At 60.2% G+C, this 16752-nt stretch carries 15 protein-coding genes; 10 read left to right on the top strand and 5 right to left on the bottom strand.

Features of this window, described 5'->3' with window-relative positions; all coding sequences use genetic code 11:
• Positions 1-181: 181 nt before the first annotated feature.
• The 4 genes from ACYP2Q_RS02005 (at position 182) to ACYP2Q_RS01990 (ending at position 4294) form a co-directional block, all read left to right on the top strand.
• On the top strand, positions 182-1306 hold the full coding sequence (locus ACYP2Q_RS02005; protein ID WP_459728924.1) for a response regulator: 1125 nt from the start codon (positions 182-184) through the stop codon (positions 1304-1306).
• Positions 1307-1373: 67 nt separating this feature from the next.
• The gene (locus tag ACYP2Q_RS02000) at positions 1374-2774 is read left to right on the top strand and encodes a GGDEF domain-containing protein (protein ID WP_459728923.1); all 1401 of its coding nucleotides are present in this window, start codon (positions 1374-1376) and stop codon (positions 2772-2774) included.
• Positions 2775-2895: 121 nt separating this feature from the next.
• Positions 2896-3780: a winged helix-turn-helix domain-containing protein gene (locus tag ACYP2Q_RS01995; protein ID WP_459728922.1), complete on the top strand. Its 885-nt coding sequence runs from the start codon at positions 2896-2898 to the stop codon at positions 3778-3780.
• On the top strand, positions 3773-4294 hold the full coding sequence (locus ACYP2Q_RS01990; RefSeq protein WP_459728921.1) for a hypothetical protein: 522 nt from the start codon (positions 3773-3775) through the stop codon (positions 4292-4294). The genes ACYP2Q_RS01995 and ACYP2Q_RS01990 overlap by 8 nt, the downstream gene beginning before the upstream one ends.
• A gap of 10 nt (positions 4295-4304) precedes the next feature.
• Here ACYP2Q_RS01990 and ACYP2Q_RS01985 read toward each other — a convergent pair whose 3' ends face one another.
• Positions 4305-4985, bottom strand: a complete 681-nt coding sequence (locus ACYP2Q_RS01985) for a nitroreductase (protein WP_459728920.1) — start codon at positions 4983-4985, stop codon at positions 4305-4307.
• A complete protein-coding gene (locus tag ACYP2Q_RS01980; protein WP_459728919.1) occupies positions 4982-6067 on the bottom strand; it encodes an MBL fold metallo-hydrolase in 1086 nt (361 codons plus the stop codon). The genes ACYP2Q_RS01985 and ACYP2Q_RS01980 overlap by 4 nt, the downstream gene beginning before the upstream one ends.
• Positions 6068-6439: 372 nt before the next feature.
• Here ACYP2Q_RS01980 and ACYP2Q_RS01975 point away from each other — a divergent pair, with 372 nt between their 5' ends.
• The 4 genes from ACYP2Q_RS01975 (at position 6440) to ACYP2Q_RS01960 (ending at position 11655) form a co-directional block, all read left to right on the top strand.
• Positions 6440-6880, top strand: a complete 441-nt coding sequence (locus ACYP2Q_RS01975) for a VOC family protein (protein WP_459728918.1) — start codon at positions 6440-6442, stop codon at positions 6878-6880.
• Positions 6881-6890: 10 nt separating this feature from the next.
• Positions 6891-7856 carry an MBL fold metallo-hydrolase gene (locus ACYP2Q_RS01970; protein ID WP_459728917.1) on the top strand — a complete coding sequence of 322 codons (966 nt, stop codon included), beginning with the start codon at positions 6891-6893 and terminating at the stop codon, positions 7854-7856.
• A gap of 87 nt (positions 7857-7943) precedes the next feature.
• A complete protein-coding gene (locus tag ACYP2Q_RS01965; RefSeq protein ID WP_459728916.1) occupies positions 7944-10100 on the top strand; it encodes an ATP-binding protein in 2157 nt (718 codons plus the stop codon).
• A gap of 232 nt (positions 10101-10332) precedes the next feature.
• Positions 10333-11655 (top strand): DUF1329 domain-containing protein, encoded by a 1323-nt coding sequence (locus ACYP2Q_RS01960; protein ID WP_459728915.1) that lies wholly within the window; start codon positions 10333-10335, stop codon positions 11653-11655.
• Between the two features lie 70 nt (positions 11656-11725).
• Here ACYP2Q_RS01960 and ACYP2Q_RS01955 read toward each other — a convergent pair whose 3' ends face one another.
• From ACYP2Q_RS01955 to ACYP2Q_RS01945, 3 genes are all read right to left on the bottom strand, one after another.
• The gene (locus tag ACYP2Q_RS01955; protein ID WP_459728914.1) at positions 11726-12811 is read right to left on the bottom strand and encodes a Zn-dependent alcohol dehydrogenase; all 1086 of its coding nucleotides are present in this window, start codon (positions 12809-12811) and stop codon (positions 11726-11728) included.
• A gap of 81 nt (positions 12812-12892) precedes the next feature.
• Positions 12893-14002: an acyl-CoA dehydrogenase family protein gene (locus ACYP2Q_RS01950; protein WP_459728913.1), complete on the bottom strand. Its 1110-nt coding sequence runs from the start codon at positions 14000-14002 to the stop codon at positions 12893-12895.
• A gap of 8 nt (positions 14003-14010) precedes the next feature.
• On the bottom strand, positions 14011-15153 hold the full coding sequence (locus tag ACYP2Q_RS01945; RefSeq protein ID WP_459728912.1) for an acyl-CoA dehydrogenase family protein: 1143 nt from the start codon (positions 15151-15153) through the stop codon (positions 14011-14013).
• 139 nt (positions 15154-15292) lie between these two features.
• On the opposite strand from ACYP2Q_RS01945, the gene ACYP2Q_RS01940 reads away from it, so the two are divergent.
• Both ACYP2Q_RS01940 and ACYP2Q_RS01935 read left to right on the top strand, forming a co-directional pair.
• Positions 15293-16081, top strand: a complete 789-nt coding sequence (locus ACYP2Q_RS01940) for an enoyl-CoA hydratase/isomerase family protein (protein WP_459728910.1) — start codon at positions 15293-15295, stop codon at positions 16079-16081.
• Positions 16082-16091: 10 nt separating this feature from the next.
• Positions 16092-16739 (top strand): TetR/AcrR family transcriptional regulator, encoded by a 648-nt coding sequence (locus tag ACYP2Q_RS01935; protein WP_459728909.1) that lies wholly within the window; start codon positions 16092-16094, stop codon positions 16737-16739.
• The last annotated feature ends 13 nt before the right edge of the window (positions 16740-16752 follow it).

The raw sequence follows: 16752 nt of genomic DNA, 5'->3' as shown, positions 1-16752 counted from the left end.
CGTTGAAACCGCGCGGCTCATAAGTTTTCAGCGTTTTTCAGCGCCCGGCGGCTCAGTTCAACCCATTTCAGAGCAGAGGTGTGGGAGGCGTGCGTTACTGCGCTCACTTGGCAGAAATGCGGGGTTGCCCCCGGCTGCTTTTACCGACCCATCCGGTGACACCCGTCACGAGGACGTCCACTTGAACAGCTCTACCTGTAGACCCACCGTGCTGGTGGTCGACGATATGCCGGCCAACCTGCAGCTGATCAGTGAGCTGCTGTGTGGGCTTTATCACGTGCGAATTGCCACCAGCGGTGCCCAGGCGTTGCAGATCGTCGAGCGGGCGATACCCGATCTGATCCTGCTGGATGTGATGATGCCCGGGATGGATGGCCACGAAGTCTGCCGTCGCCTCAAGGGTGATCCCAGGACACAGGATGTGCCGATCCTGTTTCTTAGCGCCTGCAATCAGGACGAAGATGAGTGCCTGGGGTTCGAGCTTGGAGCGATCGACTACCTGTTCAAGCCGATCAACCCGCCTACCCTGCTGGCGCGGGTGCAGACCCAGTTGCGCCTCAAGGCCGCAGCAGACCTGTTGCGTTCACACAATACCTGGCTCGACCAGGAAGTCCTGGCGCGCACCCGTGAGCTGCAAGCCACCCATGACGTGACCATCCTGGCCTTGGCGTCGTTGGCCGAGACTCGCGACAACGAGACCGGTAACCACCTGCGACGAACGCAGCATTACGTTCAGTTGTTGGCGGAAAAATTGCGCGATCACCCTCGATTCAGCGCGCATCTGGATGATCAGAGCATTGAGCTGATGTTCAAGTCGGCGCCACTGCACGATATCGGCAAGGTCGGTATTGCCGACCATATCCTGCTCAAGCCGGGCCGCTTCGAGCCCGCTGAATACGAAGTCATGAAGACCCACGCCCGACTGGGTTATGAGGCGTTGGTAAATGCCGAGGAAATGTTGGGGGCGCAAGTGCCCTTCCTGCGCATCGCCAAGGAAATTGCGCTGTGCCACCACGAAAAATGGGATGGCAGCGGTTATCCCGAAGGTCTGGCCGGTGAGGCCATTCCAGTCAGCGCGCGCTTGATGGCGGTCGCCGATGTCTACGACGCGGTGATCAGTCGACGGGTCTACAAATCGCAAATGTGCCACGAGACCGCCGTGGCGATCATCAAGGACGGTGCCGGCCGGCATTTTGATCCGGATGTGGCGGCAGCCTTCATCGGCCTTGAAAAAGAGTTTGAACAGATCGCCGAACGCTACGCCGACCCCGTTACCGAGGACTCCCCTGAGGTCGCGGTGGGTTGACGGCTGCCGGGGCGTGGCAGCTTAGTTGCGAACAAACGGTGCCGACTGGCACATCGGAGTAAAGATCATGAGCTGGGTCGTAAGGCACGCGCAGGCTATCAAGCGCAGTTGCTGGATAACAGTGGCCGTTTTGTCGATGCTTATTGTCGTTGCCGTGGTCGATCGCTATGAGCGCCAATACCACATGCTGTTGGAGAGTCAGCAAGCACTGCTGGCTCAACGTAGCGCCTGGGGGTACTCGGGCCTGTTGAACAATCTGCAAACCCATAAACTGCAACAGTCCATGCTGACGGCCAATCCGCCGCCTAAAGGTTGCCTGTCAGATGAGTTCATTGCCGGACAACAGCGTTCTACCGCGACCCAGAGCACTGATATCGACGGGCTGGCACAGTTCACGCTACGGGTGCCGATTCATCAGATGGCACCGTTGCCCAAGCCGCAGGCGCCTCGAATTACGCTCAGAGATAGCGCCATCCACATGACCAGTCGGCAACAGCTGGGTTTTACTTGTGATGGGCGTTACGCCGTGATCCAGGAAACGCAAACCCGAATGGAGCCGCAACCACTGCTGCCGCCCCAGGCAATGGGGTCAGCGCTTGCCAGGGGCCTCATCGTGCATGTCGCCCTGACGCAGAGTCAGGGGCCAACCTTGTATTTCGACATCCATTTCACCTCCGGCAAGGCAACCTACTTGCCGGCCACGGATGCTGCCTGGTCGACCGGACAGCCTCCTCAGGTGCGAGGCGAGGAGCGCTTCTCCCGCGACTTTGCAAACCTGCACCATGGGCTGCAAATGCATATCTACAGCGAGCCACTGGCCCCGGATTTTCTGTCGCAGTTCCTGAGCTTGAACGGCCTGGGATTGATCCTGGCATTCGCCGTCATGGCTTGTTTACTGCTGATCAGTGGGCTGGTGGCACATCTGATGGATAACGGTGTGGAGCAACATCGGGCGGCCACCCGCGACTTTCTCACTGGCCTGTACAACCGCCGGTATGCGATGACTCGGGCTGAAATGGAGTTGGCGCGCGCCACGCGCACCCCGGGTCCGATATGCGTATTGATGCTGGATATCGACCATTTCAAGCAGGTCAACGATACCCACGGCCATGACGGCGGAGATCAGGTGCTGAAGTTTTTCGCGCAGTTGCTGACCCGTGCAGTACGGCAACAGGATCTGGTGGCCCGGATCGGCGGTGAGGAGTTCCTCGTCTTGCTGCCGGATACCGATCTGCAAGGCGCGCAACAGATGGCCAATCGTCTGCTGCAAACGCTGCGCAATTCGACCGTCGAGTACGCCGGCAAACAGTTTGCCATCACGTGCAGCCTGGGCATCTGTGCCTGGCAGGGCCCCGGTGAAAGCGTCCAGAACCTGCTGATCCGTGCCGATCGGCTGCTCTATCAAGCGAAACAGCAAGGCCGTAACCGCTATGTCAGTGAAATCCTGCCCGATTCTGTAGAAGCCTGATTCGGACGAGTTTCGGCGCCTTTTCAGCGCAGTTGTTGGCTAAAGCAACAATTGGCCGCTTAACTCTAGAGGTCGACGACGCATATCCGACCTGCCGTCCTGCCACGCACGGAAGCTCGCCATGGGCCAATTGCTGATTGATGATCACTTGGTATTCGACGAGAACAACTTCCTGTTGTTTCGCGTCGATGCCATCAATGAAGAGCCTTTACGCCTGGGCGCCATTGCCAGTCGATGCCTGGCCATGCTGCTCAGGTCGGGTGGCGCCGTGGTGCGCAAGCGCGAACTGATGGCCGGCGCATGGGGGCAATATGGACTGGAAGTGACCGACAACAGCCTGGCCCAGGTAATCCGGCAATTGCGCCTGGCCCTGGAGAAACTGCAGCCCGATCGCGAATTCATCCAGACCTTGCCTCGCATAGGCTACAAGCTCGCCGATGGCGTGCGCGTCGAGGAGTTGTCAGCCGTTGCGCAAACGGCGCCCGCCCCGGGCGAGGTTGTGGCGGGCAGCGAGGCGCCCGCCCCGGCTGCGGCTACTGCATCGTCCATGGCCGATGCAGAAGGCGAGCCGGACGAAACGTCAGCGTTCTCGGCAATGCCTGCATCCGCCGAGCCCGATTCGACACCGCTGCCAGTGCGTCCGATAACACCGGCAAAGCGTTGGGGCTTGTGGCTCGCCCTGTCTCTTTGGGGCGTATTGGCATTTGTCTCGGGAAGAACCTGGCTGCCCCCCTCTCTTGAGGTGGCACCGCCAGCGTTCGCCGCGCCCGTCACGATGGATGATGTGCGCGTACATCTGTCGGCCCAGGACGTACATCCCCCGGCGACCTCACACCTGCAACTGATGGTCCGCAACAGTCGCGAACTGGCGGGGCATTTAGGCATCCCGGCGCAAAACATGCACCTGTACCTGTTACCGTCCCGTCGTGGTGCTGATCAGATTCTTTGCGATGGCGTGCTGGAAACGGCCAGCTCTCGCTGCATTGGCGTACAGCAAAATGACTAGACGCATCGCCAACACAGTGTGGTGCCTGGCCTTCGTACTCGTGGGTCTGTTGGGTGTGGCACTGGGGCGCCTGTCGGGTGAACACACGAGCAATCCGGATCTTTGGTGCACGGGAGAAAGCGCCCATCAAGTGCCGTACGAATCACGTCCGGCGTGGTTGACGACTCGTTTCAGACTGGACTTGAGGCCCACCGGGCTCAGTCATATGCGCATGCGCGCGCAATTGATCGATACCGGTTCAGGGGCTGAAATGGGCATCCTGCGTCGCAACAGTGCCTTTGAAGTGCAACAACAGGGACACCGCCTGCAGATCAATGTCGTGCGTTCCGCCAAGGGCGAAGCAGACAGCGCGATACCTGAACTGTCGGGCGCACTGGGGATGTTCATTTTCCGATCGGAAAACAGCGTGAGTTACTGGATGGGGTCGTTGTCCGAGACGCGCTACCTGTTCGATGACGGCAATGACATGTTCATTCTGTGCAGTCAGCGTCCATCATCGAGCAGCGAGGGTTAATGCCTCATCGTCAGCGGTCATGCCACAGCAGCGTCTCTTGGGCGGGTGCTCGCGTTGTATAAAAGCCATTGGCAGGTGAATCGTGGTCGGCATAGCCAAAGGAAACACCACAGACCACCAGCCGATCCTCGTCAATCCCAAAGTGTCGACGCACAAATTCGCAGTGGCTGGCCAGCGCAGCCTGGGCAATGATCCCCAGGCCCAGTGCTTCGGCTGCCAGCAGCAAATTGGCCAGGTAGCCGCCACAGTCGATTGCACCGTAAGTGCCTAGCGCACGATCACTGGTGATGATCGCGACATGCGGTGCATCGAACAGTGAAAAATTGCGCAGGGTCTGTTGCTGGCTGGCGACCCGATCTCCCGGCGCGATGCCGATGCTTTCGTACAGTTGTCGTGCGCATTCGCGTCGACGCTGCTGATACACGCCATGGTATTCATCGGGGAAAGGCAAGTCCGGCGCCGCAGAGCCCGTCTGCAGCTCGTTGAGGTAAGCGGCGCGGAAGCGCTCGGTGGCGGCGCCCCGGGTCACGATGACTTGCCATGGCTGGGTGTTGCACCACGACGCAGTGCGTTGCGCCAAGGCGAACAGGCGAGTGATCAGCGCAGGGTCGACGGGTTGTGGAAGAAAGGCGCGGCAGCTGCGGCGGCGCTGCAGCAATTGCTCAAGCGTTTCCAATTCGGTCGGCTTCATGAGCCTGTCTCCATTGATGAAAGCCGATACCAGGCAACGCCCTGTGCATCCACTGTCACGACCACCCTGCCCCGCTCGACCAGATAGTTCAGGTTGGCCAGGGCCTCGCCAGTGGCAAGCGACAGGACGCCGTCATCGATCTTGCGGGCAAACAGCACCGAAAACACATCGACGACTCGCTTGGGTCCTTCGGCCAACAACACCTGCAGTCGATCCAGTGCACGCCGGTGACTGCGGTCCAGGTGATCCAGTCGGCCATGCAAACGCTGGAAGGGATCATCATGGGCAGGCAGCACCAGCACATCATCGGGGACCTGCCGGCGGATCTTTTCCAGCGACTGCAACCAGTCATGCAACGGGTCGGCCCGGGGCTCGGTGGCCAGCACCGAGACGTTCGAGGAGATGCGCGGCAAGACCTGATCGCCGGAGATCAACAGCTTCAATTGCGGGCAGTAGAAACAAGCGTGTTCAGGGGAATGGCCGGAGCCGGTGATCACCTGCCATTCATGCTCGCCTATGCGCAGCGTCTGGCCGTCGCGCAGACGGCGGTACTGCTGCGGCAGCGGATGAATCATTTTTCCATAGCCGCCGTAGCGCTGACGGTACTCCTCCAGCGCGCCAGCGTCCCAACCGGCGCGCTGGTAGAAATCCACATGCTCGTTGGGCGCCTCGCACCCTTCTGCGGCGACCAGCACCCGACAGGTCATGTATTCGCCGAGGGTCATCCACAGATCGCAACCGTATTCACCGGTCAGCCAACCGGCCATGCCGACGTGATCCGGGTGCATATGGGTGACCAGGATTCGACTGGGTCCCGCCTCACCCAACGGGGCATCGGTGCCAATCAGCCTGCGCCAGGCTTGCACGGTCGCTTGGGTGTGCATGCCGCTGTCAAAAATGGCCCAACCCCGGGCATCGCGTACCGCCCACAGGTTGATGTGCGACAGCGAGAGTGGCAACGGCATGCGCAGCCACAACACGCCCGGGACAATCTCCCTGGCCATGCCGGGTGCCGGAGGCTCGCCGCAAGGGTAAACCAGCGGTGTCCGCGATGGCGGGGATGTACGGGGTGCTTTGTTCAAGGTTTCGCGCCCCAGGCGCCGCGCGGGGTGGTGCCAAACAGTGCGCCGCCATCGAGCCTGCAGGGGCTGCCTGGCACAGAAAACAAGTTGTGATACACCAGTTTTACCTCTCTGGACGCATTGCGCCCCGATAGTCCGAAAGGGATCGGGTATTGGCAGCTTACCCAGAGAAAGTCGTGCATGTCCCTCCCTTGGATGGGTGGGGTGGCATGTCCGGATGTCCCCACCCGCCCCCCCTTTGGGGTCGCGTCATCCGCCAAGAGGTACGCTGCTCCTGGGTGGGCTGTTTGCTCGCTATACTCATTTGTTCAGGTCAACCCACACGCCAATTCCCCCAAATACGCGACACAGTACAGAAAGGAAGCGAAGGCCATGACAGTCAAGCGAATGGACAACGTGCTGATCGTTGTCGACGATCTCGAGGCGGTGAAGGCGTTTTTTATCGAGTTGGGCCTCACGCTTGAGGGCCAGACCACCGTTGAAGGGCCTGCTATCGGCAAGCTCATAGGGCTGGAAAACGTGCGTGCCACCCTCGCGATGCTGCGCACAGCCGATGGGCAGGGAATCGAACTGGACAAGTTCCACACACCCGACGCAGTCAGGTTCGGGCCCGTGAATACACCAATGAACGCGCTGGGTCTTCGTCGCATCATGTTTGCCGTCGAGGGCATCGATGCTGTCGTTGCGCGGATGCAGGCCCATGGCGCAGAAGTCATTGGCCAGATGCAGTACGAGGCATCGTACCGGCTCGCCTATATCCGTGGGCCCGAGGGCCTCATCGTCGGGCTGGCCGAGAAGTTAATGCCTGAATAAAGGATCGACCATGGATCTGATTTTTCTAGGCACATCCTCAGGCGTTCCCACCCGCAGTCGCAATGTGAGCGGCACAGCCCTCATCGAATCATCAGGCAGGGGCTGGTACCTGGTCGATTGCGGCGAAGCCACTCAACACCAGGTGATGCGCACTCCGTTGTCTCTGCGCGACCTGCGCGGGTGCTTCATCACCCATGTACATGGCGATCATTGCTTCGGTTTACCCGGTTTGCTGGCCAGTGCCGGCATGTCCGGACGAGTCGAGCCCCTCGACATCGTATTGCCAGCTGCGCTTCATCCCTGGGTACGCCTGAGCCTCGCCGTCAGCAAATCCTGGCTGCCCTTCGAATTGCACCTGCATGCGAGCGAATCCTTCAATGGCTGGCAAAACGGTAATGTTCAGGTCAATACCGTTGCCCTCTCCCACCGTGTTCCCTGCCATGGCTATGTTTTTGCCGAAGCAGATCCCAATCCGCGCCTGGATATTCAACGCCTGGAGGCCGACGGGATTCCCTGCGGCCCGCTGTGGGGCGAGTTGGCCCATGGACGCGAGATCGAGCACGCCGGACGAATATTCCCTGCGCAGCACTACCTGCGCCCTGGGCGCCCCGCTCAGCGCATCATTATCTGCGGCGATAACGATAGCCCTGAACTGTTGGCAGCAGTGGCTGGCGATGCGGATGTGCTGGTCCATGAAGCGACCTTCACCCAGGCCCTGATCGATCACACCCGCGAGCATTACGGGCACAGCAGTGCCGCCGCCGTGGCGCGTTTTGCCGAGTCGGCAGGCATTGCCAATCTGGTGCTGACCCACTTCAGTGCGCGCTACCAGAACAATCCCGAGCGCAGTCCGTGCATCGATGATGTACAAAAGGAGGCGGCAGCCCACTTTACCGGTGAGCTGTTCCTGGCGCGGGACCTGCAGCGTTATCACCTCGACCATCACGGCAGTTTGAAAGTTGTCATGGCCAGGTAAAAAACCGAAGTGACTACGTTTGATCAAATCGGTTGAACCTCGGCCAACTCCCGATCCTCGGATACTAAAACGCCCATAGGTGACGACATGGCAACCGAGGATACGCTTCTGCGCCAGCGCAAAGTGCTCGCCAAATTTGGCGAGCTGGCCTTGGCGTCAGATGACCTGGAGCACATTCTCAACGAGGCATGTCGTTTGGTTGGCGATGCCCTCCAAACCAACATGGCCAAATTCATGCTGCTGCAGGAGGATGGCATGACCTTCCTGGTGCGCAATGGCGTGGGCTGGGCACCCGATGTGGTCGGCAAGGTTCGGGTGCAGGCCGATGAAGGGAGCCCGGAGCGGCATTCCCTGGACACCAAGGGTCCGGTGATTTCGACGGATATTTCAACGGAAACGCGATTCCGCTATCACGACTTTCAAATAGCCAATGGGGTACAGGCATTCGTCAACGTGCTTGTCCTTGGCGCTGATGGAGAGCGCCCTTTCGGGATCTTTGAGGTCGATAGTCGGGTTCCTCGCCAGTTCACTGATAGCGATATCGATTTTCTTCGGGGCTACAGCAACCTGCTTGGCGCAGTCTTGAAGCGTTCGAAAACCATGCTTTCCATGCATTTGACTGAGAAAAAGCTGCGTGAAAGCGAACGGCACTACCGCATAGCGGCCGAGCTCAATCCACTCTGGCCCTGGACGGCGGACATCCATGGCGACCTTATTTCCATTGATCAGCGCTGGTTTGAATATACCGGCCTGACCCCTGAGCAAACGTTGGGGCGTCAATGGGCCAGTGCAGTTCATCCTCAGGATAAAGCGTCATTGATTCAACTTTGGGATCAATCATTGACCACGCTGCAGCCTTTCGACTCGCAGATCCGCTTGCGCAATCACTCGGCAGATTACCGATGGTTCAGAATCCGTGCGCTGTGCAGTCTCGGCAGCGACGGACGCTGCGAACAGTGGTACGGCACCATTGACGACATCGACGATCGCGTTCAGTTGGAGAGCGCGCTGCGTGACTGGAACGACCTGCTGGAGGAACGCATCGTTCAACGCACCCAGCAGCTTGAAACCGAACAACACGAACGCGCGATGGCCGAACTCAAACTTCGGCAAAGTCAGAAAATGGAAGCGGTAGGCCAGCTTACCGGCGGAATCGCCCATGACTTCAATAATCTGTTGGCTGGCATTATCGGTAACCTGGAGCTGATGCAACGGCGAATCGATGCCGGGCGCTACGAGGTATTGAACCGATACAACGCCATCGCCATGACTTCTGCATCTCGCGCTGCCGCTTTGACGCAACGCCTGCTGGCATTTTCAAGGCAGCAATCACTCGATCCCGAGCTGCTCGAACCTCGCAAAGTGGTGGCGGACCTGGAAGACATGATCCGGCGTTCAGTTGGCCCAAGCATCGCGGTGGAGTGTTCATTCAAGGCCAATGATCGTATCAAGTGCGATCTCAACCAACTGGAAAATGCACTGCTCAACCTCGCGATCAACGCACGGGATGCAATGCCCAACGGAGGTAGGCTGGCTCTTCTGGTCGACCGCTGCGTCATTGATCCAGCGACGTCTTGCGACAAGATAATGCCGCCAGGATCCTATGTGAGCATATCCGTCACGGACTCCGGCACGGGAATCAATCCTGAAATCCTGCCGCGCATTTTCGATCCGTTCTTCACCACCAAGAAAATTGGCGAAGGCACCGGGCTTGGTCTTTCGATGATCTATGGGTTTACCCAGCAATCGGGGGGCCAGGTGCGCGTTCACAGCAACGTCGGTGTGGGCACCACGGTGACCCTGTATTTTCCCGCGGACCATTCACAGCCGGTCGAGAACAAAACCAGTTCAGACACCTCCCAAACAACGGAGACAACCGGACACAACGAAACCATCTTGTTGGTGGACGACGAAGCGGCCGTACGCCAAATGGCCTCCGAGCTTTTGAGTGAGACCGGATACCGCGTCGTGGAAGCCGTGGACAGCGTGTCTGCGATCAACCAGGCAGAGAAACTGGAGCACCTGGATCTACTCCTGACCGATATCGGCTTGCCAGGCATGATGAACGGCATCAGCCTGGCCGCCGAGCTCAAGCTCAAACACCCGCAACTCAAGGTGCTCTTCATCACCGGTTTCGCGGGCGGTTCCAACCTGGTTTCGGTCGATGCGACCACGCGGGTCCTGGCCAAGCCCTTCAGCCTGAATGAACTCAGTTCACGCGTGCATGCACTGATCCGATCCTGAGGCAGTGGCAATACTTCAGTCGCTGCAATGGAGACTCTCTTGTGTCGCCTCCTCGGCAAGCCTGCGGCGCTGTCATGAAAAGTCAACGAACTGTCGTCAAATGCGAAGCGCCCCCGTATCGGGGGCTTTTTAATGGAGGTACTAAAAAAGTCTCTGGCAATTGAGTCGACGGATTCCCTCCGCGACCCCTGAGTCACGAGTTGCCTGGTACGCCAGGCAGGAGAATAACAATATGAAATCCGTGAAAAGTCTGCTGGCCGCCATCCCCCTCATGGCGCTGGCCATCGATGCCAACGCCTATGTATCGAGTCAGGAAGCCGCCCGGCTGGGCACCAGCCTGACGTCGGTGGGTGCCGAAAAGGCCGGCAATGCCGATGGCTCCATTCCACCCTACAGCGGTGGTCTCACCACTGCCCCCGCCAGTTTCAAGGCCGGCGACAGCATGCGCCCTGACCCCTTTGCCCACGAAAAACCGCTGCTGGTGATCAACGGCAAGAACGTTGACGCCTACAAGGGCATGCTCACCGCCACCACCCTGGAGTTGGCCCGACGCTACCCCGGTTTTCGCGTCGACGTGTATCCGACCCACCGCACGGCATCGCTGCCCCAGGCGGTCCTGGACAATAGCCGCATCAATGCCACCAACGCCAGGACCCTCAACGGCGGGACCGCCATCGACAATGTGATGCCCGGTGTGCCGTTCCCGATCCCGCAATCGGGCGCCGAGGCGATGTGGAACTTCCTGCTGCGCTACCAGGGCGTCAACATCCATTCCAAGTACGACTCCTGGAGCGTCGACACGGCGGGCGTACCGAGCCTGGCGGTTACCGGCGAGGCATTCGTCTCGTTCCCGATCTACGAGAACATGTCGAAGCCGTTCAACAGCTCGGACATTTATTATCAGTTGAAACTGTCCTATACCGGCCCTGCACGCCGCGCCGGTGAATCGATCATGCTCAAGAACGCGACCAATCCCAAGGAGTTTCCCGGTCGCGCCTGGCAGTACATGCCGGCCCAGCGCCGGGTCAAACAGATTTCGATCCTGGCCTACGACACCCCCAACCCCGGCACCGCCCGCGCACTGGAGCTGTATGACTGGACGCTGGTTGGCAAGCGGGAAATGATCGTGCCCTACAACACCTACAAACTCACTTACGCGCGCGATGCCAAATCGCTGACCACCCCCGATTTCATTTCCCCCGATTTCGTACGCTGGGAAAAACACCGGGTCTACGTCGTGGAGGGCAACCTCAAGGCCGGCGCCAAGCACATCTACCAGAAGCGCCGCTTTTACCTCGATGAAGACACCTGGGCCGCGGTCGCGTCCGATCAGTACGACACCCGTGGCCAGCTGTACCGTGGCTCCTTCGCTTTCTTCAGCCAGAGCTATGACCAGCAAGTCCCGGATGCCACCCCGTTCATGACGTACGACCTGTCGCGTGGCACCTACAACATCAATGGCGTGGTCGGCCCCCATGGCGGCATCCGCTACATCGAGCCGCTGTCGACGGCGCAGTGGGTGCCGGAATCCATGGCGGGGACTGGTATTCGCTAGGTCGCCGATGCCATTGGGATTCAGGGCGATAATCCGTCTGCGCGCCCTGCCCCGACGGCTCACCCGGCACTCATTGATCGAAGACGATCACCGAACGCGCCAGCTCGCCGCGACGCATCTCATCGAAGGCGACATTGATGTCTTGCAGCTTGATGCGCTGCGAAATCATCTCGTCGAGCTTGAGTCGGCCCTGCATGTAGAAATCAGTCAGGCTGGGCAGATCGACCGGAAAACGGTTGGAACCCATGATCGAACCTTGAATGCGGCGCGCTTGCAGCAACTGGAAAGGGTCGATTTCAAGCCTGGTTCCCGGCTTCATCATGCCGATGATCGTGGCGCAACCGCCGCGTTTGAGCATGCCGAATGCCTGCTCGGCCGTTTGCTTGAGACCGATGCATTCGAACGAGTGATCCACGCCGCCCCTGGTCAGTTCCACCACCTGTTGGACAGTTTCGCCATTGCGGGAGTTGATGACATCGGTGGCGCCAAACTGCCTGGCCAGCTCCAGCTTCGAATCGAGCATGTCGATGGCAATGATGCGACCTGCCCCAGCCAGTGCCGCGCCGTTGATCGCGGCCAGGCCGATACCGCCGCAACCCAGAACGGCTACGGTTTCGCCTGGGCGCACCTTGGCAGTGTTGAATACCGCTCCGGTCCCCGTGGTGACGGCGCATCCGAGCAGCGCGGCGCGATCCAGCGGCATGTCACGGCGAATAGCCACCAGCGCATGCTCATGCACCAGCATCTGTTCGGCATAGGCGGACAGATTGGCGAATTGCGGCATGGGCTTTTGCACGTACGTCAGGCGCGGTTCGTCGCCCTTGCTGCGGCGCGTTTCCGGCGACACACACAGCGACAAGTGGCCAGTGACGCAATGAGCACAATGGCCGCAGTAGACCGACAGACAGGTGACCACATGATCGCCCGGTTTGACGGTGCGCACGTCCGAGCCCACCTGCTCGACGATACCGGCAGCCTCGTGGCCGAGCACTACAGGCGCGGGATGCGGATACATCCCGTCGACGACATGCAAATCGGAATGGCAGACACCCACAGCGACGGTGCGCACCAGCACTTCACGTGGCCCCGGCTTGTTGATCCCGACTTCCTCGATGGTTAGAGGGGACCCCGGCGTATGGAATACGGCAGCTTTCATGATTGACCTCGAAAAATTATTGTTTTATTGGCGTGAGCAGTCAGGCCGATCACGCAGTGACTTAACAAGCACAGGAGCACTTCACAAACTTCGATCGGTCAGCCCTGCCCAGAACCCCTCGGAACCCGCGGCAATGGCTGCCTGCCCAAGGACCTTGGCCCACTGCGCATCACTGCCGAATTCGTCACGCCAGGACCACAGCCGACGGGTCGCGAAATGCAGCGTATGCTCATGGGTAAAACCGATAGCCCCGTGAACCTGATGCGCTACCGACGCGGCCAGCGTCGCGGCCTCGCCGGCACACACCTTGGCGACGGCGATGTCGAACGCCAGTGTTTTGCTGCTACTCGCCGCCCCGAGGAACAGGTCGCTCGCGCTACGCAAGGCAACTTGCACAGCCATACGCGCTGCGCCCGTGGCTCCGGCCATCTGTGCCAGGTATTGCTGCAGGACCTGTTGCTTGCCAATCGGCTTGCCGAATTGCACGCGTTCATTGGCGTACAGCACCGCCTTGTCGACGACAGCTTCAAGCGCACCCACCAGCGTACAGGCGCGAACCAATGCACCGAGATGCCAGACCGGCTCGTGCAGATCGGGCAGTTGCAGTTGACCGATGGCCTGGCTGCTGGCGTTGGCGAAAACCAGGGTATCGCGCTCTTCATTGGCGAAATTGCTACCGGCTGCCAGGGTAATGGACGGCTGACGCAGGTCGACCAACGCCAGGCGCGGGCCATCGGCAACGACAGCCCAGTGACAACTACGCGCCCACGGCACATTGACGGCTCGGCCCTCCAGGCGCCCGCCCTCCATATCAAGTCGCAGATCGCCGTGGCGGCCGGCCTGAATCAGGGTGATCGGACCTTCCGGCACTTCCATCCCGGCCTGTGCCAGCAGTGCTGCGCCGACCATGGTTTCCACCAGGGGCAGAGGCGCCTGCCAATAGCCGATGGCGTGCAGGACCGGACTGGCGTCGAGCCAACTGGCGCCGCTGCCACCCGCGTCTTGCGCTACCAACGCACCAGGCAAGCCGTTGTCGACGACCATCTGCCATAGCGAATCGGCGCGGTGACCGGCATCAAAGCGTTCGAGCAATTCACGGGTGACCTGTTTGGCGAACAGACGCTCGACACTGTCGGCGATCATGGTTTGCAGTTCCGAAGGGGTGCCATCGTCCACACCCTGGAGATTCATTGCTGTAGTCATCGCAGTCCAAGGCCTCCGGCAATAATGCCGCGCAGAATTTCACGGGTGCCGCCACGCAGCGAAAAGGACGGCGCGCTCTGAGTCAGCAGGCGCATCACCTGATTGAGGTCGGAACCGGGCTCACGCTGATCGCCGAACAGATCGTGAGCGACCTCCGGGATAGCCTGTTCGAGCAAGGCGCCCTGGTCCTTGACCACCGTCGCTGGAATGGCCGGATTTTCACCACGGGCGAGCATGCCGGCGACGCCCAGCGACATCTGCCGCAGCGCCGCGTAGCGTGCCGCCAGTCGGCCGAGGCTTACGGCATGCCGACTGTCTTGCGGGTCGGCCGCGTCGAGCATGGCCAGATACAGCTGGGTACTACTCAGGTAGCGCTCCGGACCACTGCGCTCCAATGCCAGTTCCGCAGTGACCTGCAACCAGCCATTGCCCAACTGGCCGATGACGAAATCATCGGGAACGAAGACGTTTTCCAGGAATACTTCATTGAAATCATGCTCGCCGAGCATGTTGTAGATCGGGCGCACGGTCACGCCGGGTGCCTTGAGGTCGATCAGTAATTGCGACAACCCTGCGCGGCGATTGCCCTCTTCTTTCGCACCGGTGCGCAGCAGCGTGATCATGTAGTGAGCCAGATGGGCGCCCGAGGTCCATACCTTGCTGCCGTTGACGATCCAGCCGCCCTCGGTTTTTTCCGCGCGGGTGCGCACTGCCGCCAGGTCGGAGCCGACGTCAGGCTCGCTCATGCCAATCGCCAGGAGCGTCTCGCCACGGGTAATGCCCGGGACGATCTGCGGAGCCAATACCTCTGGAGAAAATTTGATCAGTAACGGACCGCTCTGGCGTTCGGCGACCCAGTGCGCTCCAACCGGCGCGCCTGCGGCGAGCAGTTCTTCCAGAACCACGTAGCGCTCCAGCGCACTGCGTTCGTGGCCGCCGTAGCGCTTGGGCCAAGTCATGCCTAGCCAGCCGCGCTCGCCGAGTTTGCGGGTGAACTCGGGAACGAGACCGACGAGCCCTTTGGCACGCTCGGCCGGCGAATAGTGCTTCAGTTCTTCGGCGAGAAACGCACGAACCTCAGCGCGTAGCGCTTGCGTCTTGGCGTCCAGCCTACAAGGCCTGATATCGAGTGCCTGCATGGTTTCTGCTCATCATATTTTAGGGTAAGTCGACTATGTCGCTTGTTGGCTGACCAACAAGCGAATAAGCTATCAGCATTCCCACAACGGGATCAAGCGCCATCGATCCCATCGATTCCCTACCCATACGGAGCATCTGATGACCACCCTCGCCCCCTTCTCTCCCGGCCGTGGCCTGACCCTTGATCTGCAGGGGCATGTCGCCACACTCGAATTGAGCCGCCCGCCGCTGAATTTCTTCGATCAGGAACTGATCATGGATCTGCTGGCAGCATTGGCGTACCTGGATCAGCTGCCGGTATGCCGGGTGGTTATCCTGCAGGCCGAAGGCAAGACGTTCTGCGCGGGCGCAGACTTCAGTGGTTTGGCGCAGACCGGCGAAAAAATCCTCCCTCGTCAGCTGTACCAACACGCCGTGCGCCTGTTCCGCACGGCCAAGCCACTGATCGTGGTGGTAGAAGGCGCTGCCATCGGTGGAGGCTTGGGCCTGGCGTTAGTGGGCGACTACCGGGTCACCAGCGAAAAGGCCCGCTTCTCAGCCAATTTCAACCGCCTGGGCATGCACCAGGGCTTCGGCATTTCTGTTACGCTGCCGCGCGTCGTTGGCCTGCAGATGGCCTCATTGTTGATTGCCACCGGTCGGCGCATCGATGGCGCACAAGCGGTGCGCATCGGCCTGGCGGATGTGCTTGCGGCGCCGGGCGAAGAGCGTCAGGCTGCTCGCGCCCTGGCTGAAGAAATCGCCCTGAGCTCCCCCCTTGCTGTCATGTCGAGCCGCCAGACACTGCGTGCAGGCCTGGCCGATGCAGTGGAGGCAATCATCGACCGCGAGGCCACCGAGCAAGAGTGGCAGGTCCTCACCCGCGACTTTGCCGAAGGCAACAAGGCGATGCGCGAGCGTCGCGTTCCTGAATTCACCGGTAATTGATCATTCCTCTATGGACACACCCGACCCAAGCACACCCAACAGTCCCCGTCGAACCAAAGTGGAAATGCGCACCCAGGCAGAACAATGCATGCTGGAGGCCGCACGCCAGATCGTCGCGCGCAAGGGCTGGATTGGCCTCACCCTGGCTGAGGTCGGCCTACAGGCCGGTTACAGCCGCGGCCTGGCAGCGCATCACTTCGGCACCAAAGCCGGACTGCTGCGTGCATTGGCCGGGTTCGTCAATACCAGGTTCATGGGGGTGGTCGAGGACAAGGCACCCCGACGCCAACCAGGGCTGGACACCTTGCTCGGCTACATCGATGCGTACTTCCTGCGCGACGACGCCGAATGGACCAACGCCCGCGCCCTGCTCGCCTTGATGGCTGAAGGTGTAACGGTTGAATCGGAATCCGCAGCGATACTGGCCGAGTACAACAACTCAGTGCGGATGACCCTCGCCAGGCAGATCGAAATCGGCATCGGCAACGGTGAGATCCATGCCGACAACGATCCACTGACAGCCGCCACCGTACTGATTGGCACGATGCGCGGCATGATTCTTCAACTGCTGCTCGACCCATCGACGGCTGACCCGGCGCTGTTGCATAAACAATTGCTTCGACTCATCAAGACCCTGCTGACCTCGCCCTGCGATTAAACCACGCCCCCTG

This window comes from Pseudomonas sp. MHK4, from assembly GCF_054600775.1.
The sequence above is the reverse complement of the archived record's forward strand: the minus strand, read 5'-3'. Positions and strand labels throughout refer to the sequence as shown.

Bases quoted from the DNA above. Each gene is read 5' to 3' on its own strand.
- ACYP2Q_RS02000 (WP_459728923.1), top strand. From the start codon at position 1,374: ATGAGCTGGGTCGTAAGGCACGCGCAGGCTATCAAGCGCAGTTGCTGG.
- ACYP2Q_RS01995 (WP_459728922.1), top strand. From the start codon at position 2,896: ATGGGCCAATTGCTGATTGATGATCACTTGGTATTCGACGAGAACAAC.
- ACYP2Q_RS01990 (WP_459728921.1), top strand. From the start codon at position 3,773: ATGACTAGACGCATCGCCAACACAGTGTGGTGCCTGGCCTTCGTACTC.
- ACYP2Q_RS01985 (WP_459728920.1), bottom strand. From the start codon at position 4,985: ATGAAGCCGACCGAATTGGAAACGCTTGAGCAATTGCTGCAGCGCCGC.
- ACYP2Q_RS01975 (WP_459728918.1), top strand. From the start codon at position 6,440: ATGACAGTCAAGCGAATGGACAACGTGCTGATCGTTGTCGACGATCTC.
- ACYP2Q_RS01970 (WP_459728917.1), top strand. From the start codon at position 6,891: ATGGATCTGATTTTTCTAGGCACATCCTCAGGCGTTCCCACCCGCAGT.
- ACYP2Q_RS01965 (WP_459728916.1), top strand. From the start codon at position 7,944: ATGGCAACCGAGGATACGCTTCTGCGCCAGCGCAAAGTGCTCGCCAAA.
- ACYP2Q_RS01960 (WP_459728915.1), top strand. From the start codon at position 10,333: ATGAAATCCGTGAAAAGTCTGCTGGCCGCCATCCCCCTCATGGCGCTG.
- ACYP2Q_RS01955 (WP_459728914.1), bottom strand. From the start codon at position 12,811: ATGAAAGCTGCCGTATTCCATACGCCGGGGTCCCCTCTAACCATCGAG.
- ACYP2Q_RS01950 (WP_459728913.1), bottom strand. From the start codon at position 14,002: ATGAATCTCCAGGGTGTGGACGATGGCACCCCTTCGGAACTGCAAACC.
- ACYP2Q_RS01945 (WP_459728912.1), bottom strand. From the start codon at position 15,153: ATGCAGGCACTCGATATCAGGCCTTGTAGGCTGGACGCCAAGACGCAA.
- ACYP2Q_RS01940 (WP_459728910.1), top strand. From the start codon at position 15,293: ATGACCACCCTCGCCCCCTTCTCTCCCGGCCGTGGCCTGACCCTTGAT.
- ACYP2Q_RS01935 (WP_459728909.1), top strand. From the start codon at position 16,092: ATGGACACACCCGACCCAAGCACACCCAACAGTCCCCGTCGAACCAAA.